This is a genomic window from Flavobacteriales bacterium, from assembly GCA_016713875.1.
GTDB lineage: Bacteria > Bacteroidota > Bacteroidia > Flavobacteriales_F > PHOS-HE28 > PHOS-HE28.
Genome location: JADJOI010000003.1, coordinates 1,728,814 through 1,750,664, shown reverse-complemented (window position 1 = coordinate 1,750,664; position 21,851 = coordinate 1,728,814). Strand labels below are relative to the sequence as shown.

Genomic DNA, 21,851 nt, shown 5'->3' with positions numbered 1-21,851 from the left:
CAACCAGCACCCCCGCACCATCGTAGCAGGGGCCATGCTCACCGCACACTTCCCGCTTTCCGCGATCGCTGCTCTTCTGCTGCGCTCCGCCCTGCCCGCCCAGGACGACCTGGCCCTGATGGCCGCCGATGCCTTCCCCATCGATCCGGCCCAGCTGGAGGACCCCGCGGCGGTCATCGCCACCTACGAGGCCTTCAACCCGGTCACCGGCGGCGACTCGGTGCGCCTGTGCAACGGCCACCCCTGCATCGGTTGGGTGGAGGACCACCACCCCAACGGGGCCCTCAAGCACAAGGGCTATTATGTCGACGGCCGCCTCACGCTCTACAAGAACCACCATCCGGACGGTACGCTGGAGCGCGAGTTCCGCAGCGCGGACGCCCTGCGGTCCGTGTTGCGCACCTTCCATGCCAACGGGCAGCCCGCCACCGAGACCCGCTTCGTGGACGGCATGGCGCTCGAGTATCGGGAACACTACCGCAATGGTCAGCTGCGCTACGCCGAAGAGAAGCACAGGAGCGGTGCGTACTACGAGCGCATGGACCTGTTCGCCTCCGATGGTTCACCCATCAGCACGCTCGAACTGGTGGACAAGCGCAAGGTGGAGTTCCTGCAGCGCGAGTTCCACCCCGGAGGCCTCGTGCGGTGCGAGGGCCGCGCCCGCTACAACCCCCAGCGCATGGATACGCAGCGCATCGGCACCTGGACCTACCGCGACGACCAGGGGGCCTTAGTGCGCACCGAGGAGTATGTGGACGGCAAGGTGCACGCGGTGCGTTGAGCCCCAGGTCGGCCAGGAAATGAATGAGCCCCGCATGCGCGGGGCTCGTCGCGTTCAACGACCCGGTGATGGCCGGTGCGTCATGATGCGCACTGCTCTGGGCCCCCGCCGGCGCCGCGCTCGGGTCTCGAACACCCAGGAGTTCCGTCCGGCCCGTACGCGCTACTTTGGCTCACCGAAACACCGAGCCATGCCCTTTCGCGGATCCTTCCTTCGGACCATCATCATCGCCACGGCGCTTGCCTCCATCCAGGAACGCGCTGTTGCGCAGAACACGGTGGGCCTCACGCACTACGAGCCGGACATGATCGACGGCTATTTCCTGTTCTTCCCCGACCAGCAGGGCACGGTGTTCCTGGTGAACGCCTGTGGTCAACTGGTGCACAGCTGGCCGGATACCGCGTCGGTGCCCGGCAATTCGATCCGCCTGGGCAACAACGGCACCTTGCTGCGGACGTACGTGGATGAAGCGGGTGGCAATCCCTTCTTCACCGCTGGAGGCAACGGGGAACACGTGCAGCTCAAGGCATGGGACAATACGGTGCTCTGGGATCACACCATCAGCTCGGCCACCGAGTGCATGCACCACGATGTGGAGCTGATGCCCAACGGGAACATGCTCGCCATCGTGTGGGAGCTGAAGTCCGCCCAGGAGGCCTGGGATGCAGGCCGGGATACTGTCGGCTTCGGCTTCAGCACCCTCTGGCCGGAGAAGATCGTGGAACTGCAACCGGTGGGCCTGGACTCCGTGAACGTGGTGTGGGAGTGGCACGTCTGGGACCACCTTGTGCAGGACTTCAACCCGAACGCGGCCAACTACGGGGTCGTGGCCGATCACCCGGAGCTGTTGGACATCAACGCCGTGTACACGCAGAACATCAATCCGGACTGGTTGCACATCAACTCGGTTGACTACAACCCGGCCCTGGACCAGATCCTGTTGAGCGTGCCTTTCCTTCACGAGGTGTGGGTGATCGATCACAGCACCACGACGGCGGAGGCCGCCGGCCATGTGGGCGGCAACTCGGGCCGGGGCGGCGATCTGCTGTATCGCTGGGGGAACCCGAGCATCTATGACCGCGGAGGGCCGGCCGATCGGGACCTCTTCTTCAACCACGCGGCCGTTTGGGTGGGCCCGGGCCTGGATGCCAACGATCCCGATGTCGGGAAGATCATGGTGTTCAACAATCGCGTTGGATCCAATTACAGTGCGGTGGACATCTTCGCCCCGCCGGTGGACGGGAACGGCAACTATGCCTATGTCCCCGGGACCGCCTTCGGACCGCTGGACCGCGATGCGCGGTTCATGACGGCCAACCCGCCCGACCTGTATTCCCCGGGCCAGGGCAGCGGACAAAAGCTTCCCAACGGACATGTGCTCGTCGCATCGGGCCGACAAGGGTGGATGGTGCAGTTGCGGCCGGACAGCAGCCAGGCCTGGTCCTATGTGGTGCCCATGGAGGACGGCATACCCGTGGATCAGGGCACCGTCCTCGGGTCGAACACGATCATCTTCCAAGCCGAGTGGATCGCACCGTCCGATCCGCGCCTTCAGGGCTTGGTGCTGGACCCCATCGGGTATATTGAAACAATGCCCAACGAGCAGTTCTGCGTGTTGAACGTGGGAACGACCCCCATTGCGGGCGAAGGAGGTCCGGTGGTGGTGGTGGCAGACGGCACGCGACTGGTGGCCGAGGTCGCCGGACCCATGGAGGTGCTGGTGATCGACGGCAGCGGACGTGCGGTCCTGCGCGAACGCTTTGTCGCAGGACGGAACGACCTGCACACGGCCGGCCTGCGCCCTGGGGCCTACGCGCTTGTTCCCTTGGGCATCGATGCCCGCCCTGTGCGCTTCGCTCTGGTGGCACCGTGACCTGTCCATTGCGAGCGAAGAAGCCCCGCGATCGATCGCGGGGCTTCTTCGTTGCTCGGGTCAGTGCGGTCAGATGCGGCCGCTTCAGTGCACCACCATAAGCGGCAACCGGGTGATCGTGGCGCCTTCGCGCACGAGCACCACGTAGGTGCCCGCGGCCAGGGAACTCACCGGGATGAGCGCTCCGGCGACGGCATCACCCCGGTGCAACGACCGCCCCGACCGGTCGAGAAGCGTCCAGTCGCCTGTCCTTCCGTCTGAGGAACGAAGTACGCAACGGTCCGATGCCGGGTTGGGGGCGATGGACCAGACCGTGGTCAGCGGGCCTGGGCCTGCGATCCCCGTGGGTCCGCCGAACTCGAAGGCCCCCGGATCGGGCGCGCCGCCCAGCGGCCTCGGCCCTCCGTGGTGGTCCAGGGGCACCAGGGCCCCGATGCCCGCATCGCCGATGTCGTTGATGGCCACGTTGGTCGGCGTCAGGTCCGTGTTGCTCACGAAGAGCGGATCGGCGGCCGAAGAGGCCGCGTCGCGACCGGTGCCCTGCCAGGCGGCCAGCGTGGGATAGCCCGTGGAGAGGTAGGCCACCTCGTTGGTGGTGCCGCCGGTGGAGGCCATCACCCACACGTTGTTGTCGCTGGTGAAGGTGGTGGTGGCCGTGGCGAAGTGCAGGCAGCGCTTGATGCCGGTCCCCGATCGGCCGATCTTGATGATGTTGTTGCGGTATTCCAACCCCGTGGCCGCGGTGGTCTGGTACATCCCATAGGCCGCGCCCGCGGTGGTGTTCTGGTCGTCGATCAGGATGCTGTTGTGGTAGTAGCGTGCGCGGTCGCTGCCGCTGTTGTAGAAGCCGTAGTTCGCCGCGGTGTTGTTCAACCGGTAGGCGACGTTGTTCTGGAAGGTGTTCTCAAGACCCACCGGAGCGTCCGACGCAGTGATGTAGTACAGGTAGGCCGTGCTCGACCCGCCCACGTTCTGGATGGTGTTCCCGTCCACCGTCATGCCCACGCTGTTGTTCAGGTAGATGCCATAGAACGTGGTGGTGTTGGTCAGACCGGGTCGGCCGATCATGTTGCCCTGCACCAGTCCGCTGTCCTGGAAATTCATGTAGAGCTGGTAGTTGTATCCGTTCAGCAGCTGGTTGTTGCGCACCACGTTGCCGGAGGCGCGTGCCGTGGCCGATGCCCCGTTGAGCCGCAGCTTGTAGGTGCCCCCGCAGCCCAGGAGCAGGTTGTCCTCGATGGTGGTGTGGTCCGCGTTGTTGCCGGCCGTGGTGGCGTTGGTGAGCGATGCGGAGGCCACGATGCCGGCGTAGTTCGCCGAGGCCGTGTTGTCCGGGTTGATGATCCTGCAATCGCTGATGGTGTTGTGGTCGGCCTGGTCCAACAGGTGCACGCCATATCCGTAGGTGCCGCCGGACACATCGATGGTGAGGCCCTCGATGGTGACGTGGTCGGCGCCGTCCAGAAGGATCGCGGCGCGGTCGGCGCTGACGGTGGGGGAGTGCGCAAGGGTGGCGCCCCCGCCGATGAACGTGACGGTGTTGGTGGCGCTCGCACCCGGTATCTCGCCCAGCACAAGGCGGTCCACATACGGGCCACTACCGGGCGCCACCGTGAAGACCACCGGTCCGCTCACCCCGCAGCTCAACAAGGCCGCCGCCTCGGAGAAGTTCAGCAGGTCACCGCTGCCATCGTCGTTGATGGTGTAGGCGCCCGAGATGCCGGGTGTGACCGGTACGTGGAACTCGCTCGTCGTGGCGTCCTGTCCCGAGTTGGTGCAGGTCACCGTGCATACGTAGTACATGTCGGTGGTGATCGTCCCCGTGTTCACGGTGGCTCCGGAACCCACGAACGTGGAGTAGGGGCCACCGGACGTGGTGCTGCTGTACCACTCGCGTGTAATGCCTGTGCCCACTGTGGATCCGTTCACCACCAGGTCCACCGACGTGTTCGCGCAGGCGAAGGACGGCCCGGCGATGCTGCCTGCGGTGGGCGCTCCCGAGCAGGGTGTCGCGGGAATGAAGGTGAGCGTGCCGGTGAAGTAGCGCGGGTTGTTCCCGGAGTTCGTGAACACACCGCCGTAGCCCACGATGCCCGTGGCTCCTGGCAAGGTGAAGTCCCCGCAATGCAGGGAGATCCCGCCCACGGTGAACGTGTTGGGACTGATGACACCTGTGCCGCTGTATCGGATGTTCTGGTCGGACTCCAACATGAACCGCACCGCTCCACCATCGGGGATCAGATACGTCAGGCCCGTGATCGTGGGGTGGATGCCATTGGCGGGCACGGACAGGTTCGTACCCGTACCGATCGCCGTCCAATCCGAGGCGACAAAGGGGTAGTAGGGCCCGCCCAGGGTGACGGTCGTAGCCCACAAGGTCGTGTTCGCCCCGTTGGAGGCCGTCTGCCAGTAGGAGGCCACGTCCGTCAGCAGGATGTCCGCACCGGAGGTGTTCGTCACCCCGAAGGTGATCACCCCGTTGCCGCCCACCCCGTTGCCGCCGTTGTATGGGGCCAGGCTGCCCGTGGTGATGGTCTGGCCGTGGATGTCACCGATCGCCAGGAACAACGACGCGTGCAGGAAGAGCCCGGTGCGCATCAGAGCGGCCGGACGGAGCGCCGGAAGGATGCGCTGGGCTCCACGGAACCGCAAGTGGTCGACAACTGAATGGAACATGGCTGATCGGCTGGTTGGTGCTGTAGCGAAGTAACGAAATGCCGGGCCGCTGTTCCCGCTGATCGGCCGCGGACCGTTGGTCCCTGCGCCTTCAGCGAACACGCCCGCCGCTGCACAAGGTCCATGGGATGCGCTGGAGGTCCGGAAAGGACGAGCCCCGCGATCATCGCGGGGCTCGTGCCATGCATGGTCCGGCAAGTCGGGTCGGACATGGCCGGCAAGTACCGGGCGCGAGATCTCGCGCTCCTATTTGCCGTCCTTCACTTCCTCGAAGTCCACGTCCGTGACCTCGGCGCTGCCGTCGGCCGCGGTGGCTCCGCCCTGGGCGTTGCCGTTGGGCTGGGCCTGCTGGGCGGCGTTGTACATCTCCTGGCTCGCGGCCTGGAAAGCGGTGTTCAGCTCGGCCACCAGCTTGTCGCAGGCCTCCACGTCCTGCGCCTTGTGGGCGTCCTTCAGGCGGGTGAGGGCATCCTCGATGGGCTGCTTCTTCTCGGCCGGGATCTTGTCGCCATACTCCTTCAGGCTCTTCTCGGTCTGGAAGATGAGGCTGTCGGCGGCGTTGAGCTTGTCCACACGCTCGCGGGCGGCCTTGTCGGAATCGGCGTTGGCCTCGGCCTCCTTCCTCATCTTCTCGATCTCGTCCTTGCTGAGCCCGCTGCTGGCCTCGATGCGGATGCTCTGCTCCTTGCCCGTGGCCTTGTCCTTGGCACCCACGTGCAGGATGCCGTTGGCATCGATGTCGAAGGTGACCTCGATCTGCGGCACGCCGCGCGGTGCGGGCGGGATCCCGTCAAGGTGGAAGCGGCCGATCGTGCGGTTGCCGCTGGCCATCGGGCGTTCGCCCTGCAGCACGTGGATCTCCACGCTGGGCTGGCTGTCGCTGGCCGTGCTGAAGGTCTCGCTCTTCTTGGTGGGGATGGTCGTGTTGGACTCGATCAGGCGCGTCATCACACCGCCCATGGTCTCGATGCCGAGGCTCAGCGGGGTGACGTCCAGCAGCAGCACGTCCTTCACATCGCCGGCGAGCACACCGCCCTGGATGGCGGCGCCCACGGCCACCACCTCATCGGGGTTCACGCCCTTGCTGGGCTCCTTGCCGAAGAACTTCTTCACGGCGTCCTGGATGGCGGGGATCCGGGTGCTGCCGCCCACCAGGATCACCTCGTCGATGTCGCTGGTCTTGAGGCCGGCGTTCTTCAAGGCGCTCTCGCACGGGGCGATGGTGCGCTTGATGAGGCTGTCTGCGAGCTGCTCGAACTTGGCCCGGGTGAGGCTGCGCACCAGGTGCTGCGGAATGCCGTCCACCGGCATGATGTAGGGCAGGTTGATCTCGCTGCTCGTGGTGGAGCTGAGCTCGATCTTGGCCTTCTCGGCGGCCTCCTTCAGGCGCTGCAGGGCCATGGGGTCCTTGCGCAGGTCGATGTTGAACTGGCCCTTGAACTCCTCGGCCAGCCAGTCGATGATCACCTGGTCGAAGTCGTCGCCGCCCAGGTGGGTGTCGCCGTCGGTGCTCTTCACCTCGAACACGCCGTCGCCCAGCTCCAGCACGCTCACGTCGTGCGTGCCGCCACCGCAGTCGAACACCACGATCTTCTGGTCCTTGTGCTTTTTGTCGAGGCCGTAGGCGAGCGCTGCCGCCGTTGGTTCGTTGATGATGCGGCGCACCTTGAGCCCCGCGATCTCGCCGGCCTCCTTGGTGGCCTGGCGCTGAGCGTCGTTGAAGTAGGCCGGCACGGTGATCACCGCCTCGGTCACCGTGGTGCCGAGGTAGTCCTCCGCGGTCTTCTTCATCTTCTGCAGGACCATCGCGCTGATCTCCTGAGGGGTGTACTGGCGGTCGCCGATCTGCACACGGGGCGTGTTGTTCGGGCCGCGTTCCACGGTGTAGGGCACGCGCGAAGCCTCCTTGGAGCTCTCGTCGTACGAGTTGCCCATGAAGCGCTTGATGGAGAAGATGGTGTTGCGCGGGTTGGTGATCGCCTGACGCTTGGCCGGGTCACCCACCTTGCGTTCGCCGCCCTCCACGAAGGCCACCACACTCGGGGTGGTGCGCTTGCCCTCGCTGTTGGCGATCACCACGGGTTCGTTGCCCTCCATCACCGCCACACAGCTGTTGGTGGTGCCCAGGTCGATGCCGATGATCTTGCTCATGGTCGTTGGTTCGTTCGGGCCGCTTGTCAATGCGTATGCCATGGCCACATCGCCGTGGAAAGCTGACAAGGTGGTGCCCGAGCCTGCGGGACCGACCGGAACAGACCTGACAGAAGGACAGATCGTCAGTCGCAGCCCAAGGGCGGACCGTTGCCTTCGATGCAGAAGTTGAAGGGTGCCGTATAGGGGCCCTCCACCAGTTGTACGAGGGAGGCATCGCCCAGCTTCACGCCAACGGCCGTTTGGAAGTGGCGTCCGGCGAACAGCCCGTAGCCATTGGTGATGTTGGTGTACTCGGGGCGCTCCTCCACGATGCCGCTCACCGGCTGGGCCAGGGTGAGGTAGGTGGCGAACTCATCGCTGGCGGCGGCGAACAGGATGTCCAGGCCCCGGTAGATGCGCCGCGTGATGGACGGGTCGTTCTCCATCACGTTGGCCATGTTCTGGTAGAAGGCCTCGCCGCTGATGGCCACCTGCAGCTCTTCGCCTCCGTTGAGCCCGTTGGTGCGCACCGAACCCAGGAAGACCGTGTACGATTCCTCGGTGAGCACGCCGGACCGGTCCTCGGCGTAGCGCACCCGGTAGCTGACGTCATACCGCCGCGCATCACGCCCGCTGCGGAAATCCATGTCCACCGTGTTGTACTGGTTGCCCAGCATCAGATTCAACTTGCTGTTGCTGTTGGTCTGCAGGAAGCCCGATTGGTAGGCGGGCGGGTTCACGATCGGCGTCTCGGCGCTGACGTCATTGCCGCGCACCTTCATCCGCACCGCGTAGGTGTGCTCGGGGTCGAGCGTGGCGTCGAAGTAGTAGACCTTGTGCAGCGGGGAGTTGAACACGCCCGGCTCCCGCGGCATCATCGAGTCGTTGAGCAGGAACTCCGTGTTGTTGTCCAGGTCCACCACGCGCGGAGCCACTTGAAAGTCGGGATCGTCGTACTCGGTGCTGTCGGGGATCTGCGCGTACACCAGAGCATCGCCCTCGCCGAGGAAGGCCTTGTTGATCTTCACGTAGTGCCGCGTCTCATCGCTCACCCCGTCGGTGGCCCGGGTGGACAGCACACCGTACACCACGGTGATGTCCTTGTACGGGGCGCTCACCTCCAGTTCGGTGCTGCAGGCGGCGAATACGGCGGGAAGGATCAGAAGGGCGAAGGTGTGGCGGGCCATGGTCGTGGAAGGGCGCCAAAGATAGACGGCGCCCTTCAGCCACGGCGTGATGAACGGGGAGCGGGTGCTCCGACCCGTGCTTCGGCGCACCGGCGCTAGCTTTGACGCCCTCCGCCACCAGGTGGGGCCCTGGCCATGAGCGAACCGAAGGACGCCCGCCGCGTGACCACCCATGTGCTGCTGGAGATGAAGGCCCAGGGCCAGCCCATCGCCATGCTCACGGCCTATGACTTCAGCCTGGCCAGCCTGGTCGATGCCGCCGGCATCGATGTGATCCTCGTGGGCGACAGTGCCAGCAACGTGATGGCCGGGCATGAGACCACCCTGCCCATCACCCTGGACCAGATGATCTACCACGCGAGCAGCGTGGTGCGGGGTTGCCACCGGGCCCTCATCGTGGTGGACCTGCCCTTCGGCACCTACCAGGGCAACAGCAAGGGCGCCCTCAACAGCGCCATCCGCATCATGAAGGAGAGCGGCGCCCATGCCGTGAAGCTCGAGGGCGGACGTGAGGTCATCGGCAGCATCGAACGCATCCTCACCGCCGGCATCCCGGTGATGGGCCACCTCGGCCTCACCCCGCAGAGCATCTACAAGTTCGGCACCTACGTGGTGCGCGCCAAGGAGGAGGCCGAAGCCCAGCGCCTGCGCGAGGACGCCAAATTGCTGGAGCAGGCCGGCTGCTTCGCCATCGTGCTGGAGAAGATCCCCGCGGCCCTGGCCGCCGAGGTGGCCCGCAGCGTGTCCATCCCTGTGATCGGCATCGGAGCGGGCGGCGGCGTGGACGGCCAGGTCCTGGTGCTCCACGACATGCTGGGCATCAACAAGGCCTTCAACCCGCGGTTCCTGCGCCGCTACGCCGACCTGCACGGCGTGATCACCGGCGCGGTGGGCCGCTACCTGAACGATGTCCGCTCGCGTGACTTCCCCAGCGCCGACGAGCAGTACTGAGGCCGCGCCGCGCGTGCTGTGGGGTGATGCCCATCTGCTCGCCATGCACAAGCCCGCAGGCATGCCCGTGCAGGCGGACCCCACCGGCGCCCCCGACCTGTTGAGCGCTGTGCGGATGTTGCATCCGGGTGAGGCGATCGGCCTGCCGCACCGGCTTGACCGCCCCGTGAGCGGGGTGGTGCTGTTCAGTCGAACGACCGAGGCGCTTCAGGCGCTGAACCGGCTCTTCCGCGAGCGGGCCGTGCAAAAGACCTACCTGGCCGTGGTGGCCGGCGCGGTGAACAGCGACCGCACGCTTGAGCACACCTTGCTCCACGATGCGAAGGCGCACCGGGCCCGGGTCTCGGACCACGGCGTGCCGGTATCGCTCATGCTGCGGCCCGTGCTGCGCGGAGATCGGTACACGCTGGTGGAGGTGCGGCCGCAGCGCGGGGCGTTCCACCAGATCCGCGCGCAGCTCGCCGCCGCCGGGCATCCCATCAAGGGCGATGTGAAGTACGGCGCCCGACGTGGAGAACGCGACCGGTCCATCGCCCTGCACGCCTGGTCGATCGCCATGCAGCACCCCTTCACCGGGGAAGCGCTGCGGGTGGAGGCGCCGCTGCCCGACACGCCCACCTGGGCCCCATGGCGCACTATTCCACCGGCCTGAACGTTGCTTCACAACGATGCGCAGCGCCCTCCTTTTCCTCGTCCTCGTGATGCTGGCCCCGGCGCAAGCCCAGGAGCATCCCTTCCTGTCCGACTTCAGTGCCACCGTGCGCGAGGACCGGGTGTTGCTGGAGTGGACCATGATCGCGGGGTCCACATGTGATGGCACCCAGGTGGAGCGCGCGGTGAACGGTAGTGACTGGATGCAGGTGGGTGGCATCTCCGGGCTATGCGGCAACGTGAACGATCCGGTGGCCTACGATTGGACGGATGACGAGCCCCAGGAAGTGAGCACGCTCGCCTATCGCTTGAAGTTGGGTGCGCAGGGCTACTCGTCGATCCAGCAGGTCCGCTTCGAGCGGCTGGTGGAGCGTGAGCACCTGGCCTTTCCCTCTCCAGCGCATGAACGCGTGGTGCTGCTTTTCCGGGAGGCCGGCACCGCCGAGGGCGTGCTGGAGGTGTTCGACCAGGCGGGTCGTGCGGTGGGGCCCGCGGTGCCCGTGCGAGGCGACCGTGTGGAACTTGACGTGCGTGCCTGGCCGGCCGGCATCCATCATTACCGGGCCACCTATGGCGGACGCGTGCACGCCGGGCGATTGACCGTGCAGCATTGATCCCGACGCATCGGGCTATCTTCAGCCCATGCGAACGATCCTTCACCTTGCCGTAAGTGTTGCCGCGCTCTGTCTTCCCGCGGTACACCAGGCCCAGGTGCTCATCAGCGACTCGCTGCTGCTCACCTTCACCCAACAGGAGCTGATCGACACCGGTGTGGGCAACGCCATCAACGGGATCGAGGTGTACCGGTTGAGGTACTGGTCCACCGACGCGGACGGACAGCCCATCGTGGCCTCGGGGGCCATGATGGTGCCCACCGGTGACACCTGCTATCACTCGATCACATGCTACATGCACGGCACCATCCTGGAAAAGGAGGCCGTGCCCTCGCGCCTCAGCCAGGAGGCCCTTGTCGGTTACTATCTCAGCGGGATCGGCTTCGTGAGCGCCCTGCCCGATTACCTGGGGTTGGGCGATTCACCGGGGCTTCATCCTTATGTGCACGCGGCCACCGAGGCCAGCGCCTCCATCGACCTGCTGCGGGCCGTTCGGGAGTGGTGTACGGCGCAGGGCGTCCTGCTCAACGGGCAGCTCTTCCTTGCGGGCTACAGCCAGGGCGGGCACGCGTGCATGGCCACCCACCGCGCCATCGAGCAGCAGTTCGCCACGGAGTTCACCGTCACCGCCAGTGCGCCGTGCTCGGGGCCCTACGACGTGAGCGGGGTACAGGCCCAGGTGATGGTGGATACGGTGCCCTATCCCGCACCCTACTACCTGCCCTATGTGGTGCTGGGCTATGGTTCCGTGTATCCCGGGCTCTTCAACAGCCCTTCGGAAGTGTTCAAGGCACCTTGGGACGCGCTGCTCCCGCCCCTGTTCGACGGCACGCACGGCAGCGGAGATGTGGACGCCGTGATGCCGTCGGTGCCCAGCGAGGTCCTTCAGGACAGCGTGCTTCAGGCCTTCGCCACCGATCCACAGCATCCCTTCCGCCTGGCACTGGCGGACAACGACCTGTACGGCTGGGTGCCAGAGGCGCCGGTGCGCATGCACTACTGCAACGCGGACGACCACGTGTTCCCGGGCAATACACAGGTGGCGTTGCAGGCCTTTCAGCTCGCTGGCGCGCAGCAGGTGAGCGCCGTGGACATGGGTGCGCTGGACCACGGGGCCTGTGCGTTCCCCGCGCTGCTCGCCGTGCGCGCCTGGCTGATGGACCTGCAGGCCGAGTGTACCTGGAACGGTGTGCCTGAACTGGCCGAACGCGACTGGCAGGTGATGCCGACCGCGACCACCGGGCCGCTGCACCTGGTGCATCCGCTCGGCGGGGCCGTCCGTTGGTCGGTGCTCGATCAGCGCGGATCGGTGGTCGCCACAGGCGACATGGACGGTCCGGGCACGCTGGACGTCTCCGGCCTGTCCACCGGTCTGTACGTGCTCACGATCGCGGACGGCCGTCGATGGTCGGCACACCGGTTCCTGCGCACGCCCTGAGAACCTGTTTGCAATACCCGCATTTGGCTGCGCGTTGGTCTTTAACGACCATACTTCGCCGCGAGAACAGTCACGTAGCTCCCGGCTATGCTCCTATTCTCGCGTCTCGTCTGGTCGCCAGATCCTCAGCGCTCGCTTCAAAAGGGGGTATTGCAAACAGGTTCTGAGAACGGCGTTCAACCGGGGTCCACGTCCACGATCAATCGTACGCGGCCTTCAGGCAGTTCATCCGGCAGGCGGTCCAGCGCCGCTCGCACCACGTCCTTTTCGCGGTGGTAGACGCCGCGGGCCAGCTTCACCAGCACGTTGCGGATGTGCTGATCGCGCACCCACGCCACGGCCGGGGTCTCCGGCCCCAGCACCCGATCGCCCAGCTCGGGCCGAAGCAGGTTCACCAGGGTGCACGCGGCCTGTTCCACGCGCTCCTCGGAGCGGTGCTTCAGGGTGAAGCGCACCAGCCGCGAGAAGGGCGGATAGCCGTGGGCCTGGCGATGCTCCAGTTCGCGGGCGTAGAACCCGTCGACATCGTGGGTGAGCACGTGCCCGAGCACGGGGTGGGCGACGTCGAACGCCTGGATGAGCACGCGGCCCTGTACACCGCGTCGGCCGCTGCGGCCCGCCACCTGGCCCATCAGCTGGAAGGCGCGTTCGTGGGCGCGGAAGTCGGGGAAGCGCAGCAGCCGGTCGGCGCTGAGGATGCCCACGGTGTTCACGCGCTCCATGTCGAGCCCCTTGGTCACCATCTGGGTGCCGACGAGCACATCGATGCGCCCTTCGGCGAAGTCGTGCATGAGCCGCTCCAGCGCGTGCTTGCCGCGGGCGGTGTCCTGGTCGAGCCGGGCCACGCGCACGTCGGGCAGGGCCACCGCCAGTTCCTCCTCGATGCGCTCAGTGCCGAGGCCGATCATCTTCAGCCGTCGGCTGCCGCAGGAGGGGCAGGCCGTGGGCGGCGGATAGCCGCGGCCGCAGTAGTGGCAGCGCAGTTCGTGGCTCCGTTTGTGGTAGGTGAGGCTCACATCACAATGCGCGCAGTTCGGCACATGCGCACATTGTTCGCATTGCCACACGGGGGCGTAGCCGCGCCGGTTCTGGAACAGGATCACCTGATCGCGCCGCTCCACCGTCCGTTGCACGGCCTCCAGCAGCTCCGGGGTGAAGTGCCCCTGCATGCGTTTGCGCTTATAGGCCTCGCGCAGGTCGATCAGCTCCACGGTGGGCAGCACGCTGTCGCCGAAGCGTTCGAGCAGCCGGGCGTGGCCGTACTTGCCCTGCCGGGCATTGTACAGCGTTTCCATGGAGGGCGTGGCGGATCCGAGCACCACGGGCGCCTCCATCAGTTCGCCGAGCACCAGGGCCATGTCGCGGGCATTGTAGCGCGGAGAAGGGTCCTGCTGCTTGTAGGAGGGGTCGTGCTCCTCATCCACGATGATCAGCCGCAGGCGCCGGAAGGGCAGGAAGAGCGCCGAGCGGGCGCCCACCACGATGGGATGCGAACCGGGGTCGCGGAGGATGCCGCCCCAGAGGTCGGCGCGCTGGCGGGCACTGAGCCTGCTGTGGAACACACTGACCCGATCGCCGAAGCGTGTGCGGAGCCGAGCGATCAGCTGGGTGGTGAGCGCGATCTCCGGCAGCAGGTACAGCACCTGGCCGCCCTGGTCCACGGCGCGCTCGATGAGGTGGGCGTACACCTCGGTCTTGCCCGAGCCGGTGACGCCTTGGAGCAGGCAGCAACGATGGCCCTTCAGGGCGGCGTCGATCTCCTGCAGGCAGGCGGCCTGTGCGGGCGAGAGGGTGGGGGAACCGCTGCCAGGCCGGGGCGGCGGTCGGTCGGCCGGCCGTTCGGTGACGCTGAACAGGCCCTTGCGCACCAGTTCCTCCACGTGTCGGCGTTCCGCGCCGGCGGCCTTCAACAGGCTCGCTTCGGCCACCGGCCCACCCCCGTTGTCCAACCAGCGACCGAGCTCGATGCCCTTCATGAGCAGCGCCAATTGCTTGGGTGCTCGCGCGAGCCGGTCGAACCAGCCGTGCAGCGCGGCCTCATCAGCGGCTTCCGCGGTGAGCGCCACATGGCGCACCAAGCGCTCCACGGGGAGCGACCGCAGTTCCTCCTCCAGCGCCAAGGCGCCTTCGTCGAGCAACTGCTTCATCGCGCGGAGGGGATCCTTCACCTGGAGCAGGTCGCCGGCCTCGCCCAGGGTGATCGCCGGACGCTGCTCGAGGGCATCCAGCAACAGGGCCGCTCGCGGTGTCCGTGCGGAATGCTCGGCGGTGAGCGCCGTGGCCGTCACGCGCGTTTCACTGGTCAACACCATCGGACCGGGCAGGGCGGCGAGCATCACCTCCCCCAGGGAGCACAGGTAGTGGTCGGCCAGCCGTTGCCACAGCTGCAGATGCACCGGTTCCAGGAGCGGCGCGGCATCGAGCACGCTCAGCGCCGGGCGAACGTTCCGTCCCTCGGGACGGACGTCGTGCACCCGCGTCACCAGGCCGCCGTACAGCTTCCGTCCAGCGCCAAAGGGCACCACGATCCGCATGCCGGGCAACACCGGGCCGATCTCCTCCGTCAAGCCGTACGTGAACACCCCCGGAACGGCCGCAGGCAGGATGACATCGGCGAAGCGCGGCATGGGTGCGCAAGTTTACCCACGAAGACCCGCCGGTCCCTGGCGACCCATGGCACAGCGGATGAACGTACCTTGCGGCTTCATGCGTGGCGTCCTCCTGTGGGTGATCCTGATGGCGCTGGGCCCGGCACACGCGCAGTTGGTCCTGAACAACACGCAGACCCCGGCCCAGCTGGTGCAGAACGTGCTGCTGGGCGGTGGGGTGACGGCGAGCAACATCACCTTCAACGGGCTGCCCGGCAACACCGTGTCCATCCAGGCCGGTGAATTCAACAGCGCGAACGCCAACGTGGGCATCCCGGCCGGTGTGATCCTGGCCACAGGGGGCATTTCCAATGCGATCGGCCCGAACGGCTCCGGCAGTTCCTCCGTGCCCAACACAGGGCCCAACGTGCAGGACCCGGACCTCCTGCTGCTCGCGCAACAGAGCCAGCCCTCCATCCAGGACGTGAACGATTGTGCGGTCCTCGAGTTCGATTTCGTGCCCACCGGGGATTCGCTGAAGTTCAACTTCGTGTTCGCTTCGGAGGAGTACCTCGAGTTCGTCAACAGCATCAACGACGCGTTCGGCTTCTTCCTGAGCGGTCCGGGCATCACAGGGCCGTTCAGCAACAATGCCATCAACATCGCCCTCATCCCGGGCACCACGGACCCGGTGACCATCAATACCGTGAACGATGTGGTGAACCCGCAGTACTACGTGGTCAACGGCGACGGCACGAACGCACCGTACAACAGCAACCCGTTCTATGTGCAGTACGACGGGCTCACCGTGGTGATGCAGGCGTTGGCCGAGGTGATCTGCGGGGAGACGTACCACATCAAGCTCGTGGTGGGCGACGCGAACGACCAGGTGTGGGACAGCGCCGTGTTCCTGGAGGCCGGCAGTTTCCAGAGCAACCAGGTGGCGATCGTGGGCGAGGTGGTCTCCGGTGGCATCGACAGTCTCTTCTACGAAGGCTGCGGCACCGCATCGCTCTTCCTGGTGCGCGGCGGTCCGCTCGTGGACCCCGACACGGTGGACATCCTCATCGGCGGCACGGCCACGGAGGGCGCGGACTTCACCAACGTGCCCGACCAGGTGATCTTCCAGCCGGGCCAGGATTCGATCAACGTCCAGTTCAGCGCCATCCTGGATGCCATCACCGAAGGCCAGGAGTCCATCATGCTCATGGTGATCAACGAGACCGCGTGCGGAGGTGACACGGTGTCGATGGTGATCCTCATCGAGGAAGCACCGGAGATCGATGTGGTCCTGAGCAACGATGTCACCATCCAATGCGTGGACAGCACCTTGCTGTCGGCCACCGTCACGGGAGGCTTCGGCAACTTTGTCCTCGATTGGGATCAAGGCGTGCCGGACGGGCAGCTCAGCGGCTGGGTGGCGCCCGCGCAGACCACCACTTACACCCTCACCGTCACCGACGATTGCGGGGTGGTGACGCAGACGGATCAGGTGACCGTGACCGTACCCATCGTGCCGCCGTTGGTGGTGACGATCCAGAACGATGTGGTCGTGCTCTGCCCGGAGACTCCGGTGCAACTGACGGCGGCGGTCCAGGGCGGGACCCCCGGCTACACCTACGCTTGGAGCGGCGGGCTGGGCTCGACCCCGACCGTTCAAGTGGCGCCGGCGACCACCGCCAGCTGGTCGGTCACCGTGACCGATCTGTGCGGCAAGGACACCACGGACCTGGTCACCGTCACCGTGGCCTACGACACCGTGCGGGTGAGCATCGCGCCGGATACGGTGATCTGCATCGGCGATACGGCGGTGCTGCATGCTCTACCCGTCCTCGGCCTGGAACCGTACACCTACCTCTGGGAACCGGGGGGTACGGCCGACACGCTGGCCGCGCACCCGAACAGCAACACGATATACACCCTCACGGTCACGGATGCCTGCGGCATCACGGCCACCGATCAGAGCGGCCTCGGGGTGAACGCGCCGATGGCCTCTTTCGCCGTGGACGGCACCTATTGGGTCAACAATGCCCCCATCTACTTCATGGACCTGTCCCTGGGCGCCACGCAGTGGTGGTGGGACTTCGGAACGGCCGGCCTGGAAAGCCAGGACAAGAACCCCGAGGTGACCTATCCGGAGCCGGGCCTGTACGAGGTGTTGCTGGTGATCGCCGACACCTTGGGATGCAGGGACAGCACCGTTCGGACCCTCCTCGTGGACCCGGAGTTCCACCTGTACATCCCCAACAGCTTCACGCCCAACGGCGACGGGTTCAATGAGACCTTCCAGGCCATGGGCATGGGGGTCAAAGAGTTCTGGATCCGTGTGCATGACCGCTGGGGCGCCACCCTGTTCGAGTCGAACGAGGTGGGCCAGGCCTGGGACGGCACCGTGAACGGGGCCTTTCTGCCCAGTGGTGTCTATGTGTACCGGTACCGGGTGAAGGCGATCGCCGGCGACGTCAAGGAGGGCTTCGGCCACATCACCTTGATGCGCTAGTCCCGGTCGGACCGGTATATCAATGTCCTCTGCTGGCGTGGCCGTGGAGCAACGGATGCCGGTGCACGCCGTGTCTTTCGCTGGAAGCCCCGGACATGAACACTCCGACCGTTCGCCTCCCCAAGGCCGATAGCAGCCTGCTGGAGCTCTTGGACACCCCGTTGTGGAGGAAATACTACGCTCTAGTGCGTCGCCGGGTGCGCTATCCACGCCATTACAGACGGTCCGTGAACCGATAACGGATCCCCTACCTTGGGCCGATCAACCGGCCCAGATGCGCACACCCATTACCCTTCTTCTGTCGTTCGTTGCACTGATGCTGCATGCACAAGCGGGCAGTTCCTGCTCGAACGCGATCCCCGTCGCGCCAGGCACCCACACCGCACCCTTCGACAACGCGTGGTACGTGTACACGGCGCCGGCCACCGGTCAGTTCGCGTTGAGCACCTGCGGCCTCAGTGATTGCGACACCAAGCTCTGGGCCTACACCTATTGCACCGGGCTTGTGACCAATGAGCAGGACCTGAACGCCCTGGGCTACAACGATGACGCCTGCGCCCTTCAGAGCGCCGTGGTGCTCAACCTCAACGGTGGGCAACAGGTGTACATCCGGGTGGGTGACTACCAGAACGCCTGTGCGGCGGACACCGTGGTGTGGAGCCTGAACGCGAACATCCCGCCGCCGCCGCCCAACTGCGCGGCCGGTGAGGTGGCCGTACAGGTGAACATCGTTCCCGACGCCTTTCCCAACGAGATGAGCTGGGACCTGCGGAACGGGAACGGCGCTGTGCTCGCCTCCGGCACGTCCACTGGCGCAGCCGTATGCGTGGATACCGCGGAATGCCTGGTGTTCACCATGCACGACACGTATGGTGACGGGATCTTCTCACCCGGGGGCTACTGGCTCTATTACGACGGCGCGTTGATCGCACAGGGCGGCAACTTCGACTTCACGGACCGCGTGGAATGGAACTGCCCGCCCGGCTTCGGATGCCTGTCGCCTGATACGGTACAACAGGGTCAGCACAGCACCATCGGGAACGAGACCTGGTACGTCTTCGTGCCGGACAGCAATGGGGTGTACAGCATCTCCACCTGCGGCACGAACACCTGCGACACCCGGGTCTGGGTCTACGACCATTGCATCGGTCTGATCTGGGACGATTCCAACATCGGCACCATCTACTACGACAACGACCAGGGCGGATGCGGCTTGCAGGCCCAGGTGAACGCGCTGTTGCAGGCCGGGGTGACCTACTATGTCCGGATCGGTGACACGGACACCAGTTGTGCCGGCGGATCGATCGACTGGTCGCTGGTGTACGCCGGTCCCATCGCCGGTTGTACGGACCCGGCCTCGTGCAACTACGATCCCCTCGCCGCCGTGGACGATGGCAGCTGCATCCCCTGGGGCGATCCCAACTGCCCGCTCGGACCGGACCTCACGGTCCGGAGCGACGTGTTACAGAGCTCCATCTACGCCCAAACGATGGTGGTGAACGCCAACGACTGCTATATCCAGGAGGGCTGCCTGGCCGGTTTCGGTACGCGCGAACTCGTGCGTTTCACCACGCATATCCAGAACATCGGATTCACCGATTACTACATCGGCAACCCCGGTGCCAACCCCGATCAGTTCGTCTACGGCGCCTGTCACAACCATTGGCACTATGAAGGATACGCCGAGTACCTTCTGTACGACAGCCTCGGTCAGCAGATGGCCCAGGGCTTCAAGAACGGCTTCTGCGTGATGGACCTGGAGTGCAGCGGTGGCGGTTCGGCCCAGTATGGCTGCAGCAACATGGGCATCAGCATGGGCTGCGGCGATATCTACAGCAGCGGTCTTTCCTGTCAGTGGATCGACATCACCGATGTACCGGACGGACGCTACACCCTGGTGGTGCGGACCAACTGGGACAACAGCCCCGACGCCCTCGGCCGCTTCGAGATGGACATCAACAACAACTGGGGACAGGCCTGCATCGAGATCTCGCACAACCCGAACCTGGTGGTCACCGTGCAACAGAACTGCCCGTCCTACGTGGACTGCCTCGGCCAGATCTACGGCAGTGCGCAGATCGATTGTGAGGGCGTGTGCGCCGGGGCCCGGCTCATCGGCGACCTGGATGTGGACGCCGATAACGACAGCGTCGATGCGGCCGGTTATGTGGCCGGCATCCTCGATGCCTCCCTGATGGCCGCCCCTTGCACGGACGTCAACGACGACGGCTCCCTCACCGTGGCCGATGCGGCCCTGATCGCCCACTGCCACCAGGCCCATCTGCTCGGCGACAGCAGCCTGATGGACACCCGGTGCAGCTTCCCGTTGATCGACATGGTGAACATCTACGACTCGGTGACCTTCACCATCGGTGCGTTCGATCTCGGTGCGGGGTATCTGGACGTGCATGTGCGGAACCCGAACCGGGAGCTGGTGGGCTATGAGCTACGCTTCAGTGGCATCACCATCACCGGCGTTGACAACCTGGCGGACCCGTTGGACTTCCCCATCGTGCCCTCCTTCAACGGCAACACCGCCCATGTCATCGGCCTCTCGTACGTGGACAGTCTCTTGGATCGTCACAACGGGTTCACCCCGCTCTTCCGCGTCCACTTCGTGAACCCGGCCAACATGATCTGCATCGACCAGGTGGTGGACGTGGTGAACGAGGACTACGCCGTGCCGCTCACCTTCCTGGTGGACGCCTGCGTGTTCAGCACCGCCATCATCGCTCCGGAGGGGGATACCGGCCTCTCGGTGATGCCCGATCCGTTCGACGATCACTTCGTGATGACCTACGCCCCCCGGACCGGCGAACGGATCGTGCTCCTTCTGACGGATCTGCAGGGGCGCGTCGTTCGTCGCATCGAGGCTCCGGCCACGGGTCAGCTTCGCGTGGAGGGCCGTGATCTGGCCGCGGGCAGCTACTTCTATCGGTTGGAGGGAGCGCTGAGCGCGACGGGCCGTGTCGTGAAGCGCTGAGCCGAACCCTGCCCTGTTGATAAGTGCGGGAGACCATCCCGGGACAGGGTGGGGGAGGCCTCTACTTTCGTCCCCGGTCCGCACCCGCGGACAGCCATTGACCATGCGTTCCCATCGACCCCAATTCGTATTGACCATCGCCGGGTCCATGCTGCTGGCCGCTTGCGGCGGCGGTGGTGAAGGTCAAGGCTCCGATCCCGCCGCCAAGGACACCCTCGCCCCCTCCCCCTCCGATGGCGGTGGGGTGGTGAACGTGGGCGGCAAGCTCTTCAGCATCCCATCCCCGGTGCAGACCGCCCTGCTGATCCGCAGCTCCGGCGCGGCCTACCAGCGCGACCTGCTCATGGACAAGAACAAGGCTGAAGGGTTGACGGGCCGGATGGGCCGCGCTCTGGCCGTGGGCATGTTCGGTTCCGACCTGGCCTACGCCACTATCCACAAGGACGGACAGACCGCCTTGGCCACCCTGCAGACCATCGAGAAGCTGAGCGCCGCCCTGGAGATGGGCAATGCCTTCGACAAGGGCCTCGTGGACCGGTTCAAGCGGAACGTGAACACCCAGGACAGTCTCCTGCGGCTCAGCGGTGAGGCGTTCCGCGCCGCCGATCGCTACCTGAAGACGAATGAGCGCGGCGATGTGGCCTCCCTGGTGCTCGCCGGCGGGTGGATCGGTTCGTTGCACCTGGCACTCGCACACGCCACAGGCGATGCCCAGGCCAAGCTGGCGCCCCGCATCGCCGAACAACGCAAGGCCTTGGACGATCTCATCGCGCTCATCGAGGCCAACGACAAGGACCAGCAATGTGCCGCGCTGTGCGCCGACCTGAAGACCCTGAAGCAGGCCTTTGCCGGGCTCAAGAGCACCTACACCTTCGAGAAGCCCGTCACCGACGCCCCTTCGCGCACCACCTTCATCAATAGCACCTCCGCAGTGACCATCACCCCGCAGGACCTGTCGGCCATCGCTGAGCAGGTCTCCGTGCTGCGCACCAAGTACCTGATCTGACCATGAGGACGACCATCGCCACGGCCGCCACCGTGCTCGGCTTATTCGCCGCCGGCCAGGCCAGCGCGCAGTGCGACACCATCGCCGACCTCTGCGCGAAGCACATCACCACATCGTACATCCCTGATGGCCAGTTCTACCGCGCCCTGCTGCAGGGCGATGAGCTGGCGGAGTTCTCCCTCACGCTCTTCGGCGGCACCACCTACCGTGTGGCGGCGTGCAGCGGGTTGGCCGACGGGAATCTGGTCTTCAGTGTGTTCGACCAGGAGCGGAACCTTCTCTTCACGAACAAGGAGCATGCGAACAGCCCGTACTGGGACCTGGTGGTGGCCAACACCCTGGATGTCACCATCGAGGCGCAGCTCGACCCGTCCAAGCTGGGCTCCGGCTGTGCCGTGATGCTCATCGGATTCAAGCAGTAGGCGTCCCCGGTCCTCCGGAACCCTTCGGACATCCCTCCCGTAAAGAGG

The 21,851-nt window shown here is 65.7% G+C and carries 14 protein-coding genes; 10 read left to right on the top strand and 4 right to left on the bottom strand.

Annotated features, from left to right (window positions below; all coding sequences use genetic code 11):
- The first annotated feature begins 34 nt into the window (after positions 1–34).
- Both IPJ87_09220 and IPJ87_09215 read left to right on the top strand, forming a co-directional pair.
- Positions 35–781: a hypothetical protein gene (locus IPJ87_09220; protein ID MBK7942041.1), complete on the top strand. Its 747-nt coding sequence runs from the start codon at positions 35–37 to the stop codon at positions 779–781.
- A gap of 190 nt (positions 782–971) precedes the next feature.
- Positions 972–2,654, top strand: a complete 1,683-nt coding sequence (locus IPJ87_09215; protein ID MBK7942040.1) for an aryl-sulfate sulfotransferase — start codon at positions 972–974, stop codon at positions 2,652–2,654.
- An 84-nt stretch (positions 2,655–2,738) separates the two neighbouring features.
- On the opposite strand, the gene IPJ87_09210 is transcribed toward IPJ87_09215, so the two are convergent.
- The 3 genes from IPJ87_09210 to IPJ87_09200 all read right to left on the bottom strand — a co-directional run bounded on the left by IPJ87_09210 (position 2,739) and on the right by IPJ87_09200 (position 8,650).
- Positions 2,739–5,252 (bottom strand): hypothetical protein, encoded by a 2,514-nt coding sequence (locus tag IPJ87_09210; protein MBK7942039.1) that lies wholly within the window; start codon positions 5,250–5,252, stop codon positions 2,739–2,741.
- 324 nt (positions 5,253–5,576) lie between these two features.
- Positions 5,577–7,481, bottom strand: coding sequence for a molecular chaperone DnaK (gene dnaK / locus IPJ87_09205; protein ID MBK7942038.1), 1,905 nt, complete (start codon positions 7,479–7,481; stop codon positions 5,577–5,579).
- 125 nt (positions 7,482–7,606) lie between these two features.
- Positions 7,607–8,650, bottom strand: coding sequence for a DUF4249 family protein (locus IPJ87_09200; protein MBK7942037.1), 1,044 nt, complete (start codon positions 8,648–8,650; stop codon positions 7,607–7,609).
- A gap of 135 nt (positions 8,651–8,785) precedes the next feature.
- Here IPJ87_09200 and panB point away from each other — a divergent pair, with 135 nt between their 5' ends.
- Genes panB through IPJ87_09180 form a run of 4 tightly spaced genes read left to right on the top strand, consistent with a single transcriptional unit; the run spans position 8,786 to position 12,304 of the window.
- Positions 8,786–9,601, top strand: a complete 816-nt coding sequence (panB, locus tag IPJ87_09195) for a 3-methyl-2-oxobutanoate hydroxymethyltransferase (GenBank protein ID MBK7942036.1) — start codon at positions 8,786–8,788, stop codon at positions 9,599–9,601.
- Between the two features lie 43 nt (positions 9,602–9,644).
- Positions 9,645–10,253 (top strand): RluA family pseudouridine synthase, encoded by a 609-nt coding sequence (locus tag IPJ87_09190; protein ID MBK7942035.1) that lies wholly within the window; start codon positions 9,645–9,647, stop codon positions 10,251–10,253.
- A 16-nt stretch (positions 10,254–10,269) separates the two neighbouring features.
- Entirely contained in the window at positions 10,270–10,866 is a 597-nt protein-coding gene (locus tag IPJ87_09185) for a hypothetical protein (protein ID MBK7942034.1), read from the top strand.
- A gap of 28 nt (positions 10,867–10,894) precedes the next feature.
- Complete coding sequence (locus tag IPJ87_09180; protein ID MBK7942033.1) at positions 10,895–12,304, top strand: hypothetical protein; 1,410 nt, start codon at positions 10,895–10,897, stop codon at positions 12,302–12,304.
- A 176-nt stretch (positions 12,305–12,480) separates the two neighbouring features.
- Here the strand turns inward: IPJ87_09180 and priA are convergent, their stop codons facing one another.
- A complete protein-coding gene (gene priA, locus IPJ87_09175) occupies positions 12,481–14,931 on the bottom strand; it encodes a primosomal protein N' (GenBank protein ID MBK7942032.1) in 2,451 nt (816 codons plus the stop codon).
- Between the two features lie 79 nt (positions 14,932–15,010).
- On the opposite strand from priA, the gene IPJ87_09170 reads away from it, so the two are divergent.
- The 4 genes from IPJ87_09170 to IPJ87_09155 all read left to right on the top strand — a co-directional run bounded on the left by IPJ87_09170 (position 15,011) and on the right by IPJ87_09155 (position 21,803).
- Positions 15,011–17,392 (top strand): choice-of-anchor L domain-containing protein, encoded by a 2,382-nt coding sequence (locus IPJ87_09170; GenBank protein MBK7942031.1) that lies wholly within the window; start codon positions 15,011–15,013, stop codon positions 17,390–17,392.
- A 274-nt stretch (positions 17,393–17,666) separates the two neighbouring features.
- Positions 17,667–20,375 carry a hypothetical protein gene (locus IPJ87_09165; GenBank protein ID MBK7942030.1) on the top strand — a complete coding sequence of 903 codons (2,709 nt, stop codon included), beginning with the start codon at positions 17,667–17,669 and terminating at the stop codon, positions 20,373–20,375.
- Between the two features lie 103 nt (positions 20,376–20,478).
- Positions 20,479–21,381, top strand: a complete 903-nt coding sequence (locus tag IPJ87_09160) for a hypothetical protein (protein ID MBK7942029.1) — start codon at positions 20,479–20,481, stop codon at positions 21,379–21,381.
- Positions 21,382–21,383: 2 nt separating this feature from the next.
- Positions 21,384–21,803 carry a hypothetical protein gene (locus IPJ87_09155; GenBank protein MBK7942028.1) on the top strand — a complete coding sequence of 140 codons (420 nt, stop codon included), beginning with the start codon at positions 21,384–21,386 and terminating at the stop codon, positions 21,801–21,803.
- Positions 21,804–21,851: the final 48 nt, after the last annotated feature.

Coding starts and splice junctions, on each gene's coding strand:
- IPJ87_09160 (MBK7942029.1), top strand. CDS start 20,479: ATGCGTTCCCATCGACCCCAATTCGTATTGACCATCGCCGGGTCCATG.
- IPJ87_09215 (MBK7942040.1), top strand. CDS start 972: ATGCCCTTTCGCGGATCCTTCCTTCGGACCATCATCATCGCCACGGCG.
- IPJ87_09155 (MBK7942028.1), top strand. CDS start 21,384: ATGAGGACGACCATCGCCACGGCCGCCACCGTGCTCGGCTTATTCGCC.
- priA (MBK7942032.1), bottom strand. CDS start 14,931: ATGCCGCGCTTCGCCGATGTCATCCTGCCTGCGGCCGTTCCGGGGGTG.
- IPJ87_09200 (MBK7942037.1), bottom strand. CDS start 8,650: ATGGCCCGCCACACCTTCGCCCTTCTGATCCTTCCCGCCGTATTCGCC.
- IPJ87_09180 (MBK7942033.1), top strand. CDS start 10,895: ATGCGAACGATCCTTCACCTTGCCGTAAGTGTTGCCGCGCTCTGTCTT.
- IPJ87_09165 (MBK7942030.1), top strand. CDS start 17,667: ATGCGCACACCCATTACCCTTCTTCTGTCGTTCGTTGCACTGATGCTG.
- IPJ87_09170 (MBK7942031.1), top strand. CDS start 15,011: ATGCGTGGCGTCCTCCTGTGGGTGATCCTGATGGCGCTGGGCCCGGCA.
- IPJ87_09190 (MBK7942035.1), top strand. CDS start 9,645: ATGCACAAGCCCGCAGGCATGCCCGTGCAGGCGGACCCCACCGGCGCC.
- IPJ87_09210 (MBK7942039.1), bottom strand. CDS start 5,252: ATGCGCACCGGGCTCTTCCTGCACGCGTCGTTGTTCCTGGCGATCGGT.
- IPJ87_09185 (MBK7942034.1), top strand. CDS start 10,270: ATGCGCAGCGCCCTCCTTTTCCTCGTCCTCGTGATGCTGGCCCCGGCG.
- IPJ87_09220 (MBK7942041.1), top strand. CDS start 35: ATGCTCACCGCACACTTCCCGCTTTCCGCGATCGCTGCTCTTCTGCTG.
- dnaK (MBK7942038.1), bottom strand. CDS start 7,481: ATGAGCAAGATCATCGGCATCGACCTGGGCACCACCAACAGCTGTGTG.
- panB (MBK7942036.1), top strand. CDS start 8,786: ATGAGCGAACCGAAGGACGCCCGCCGCGTGACCACCCATGTGCTGCTG.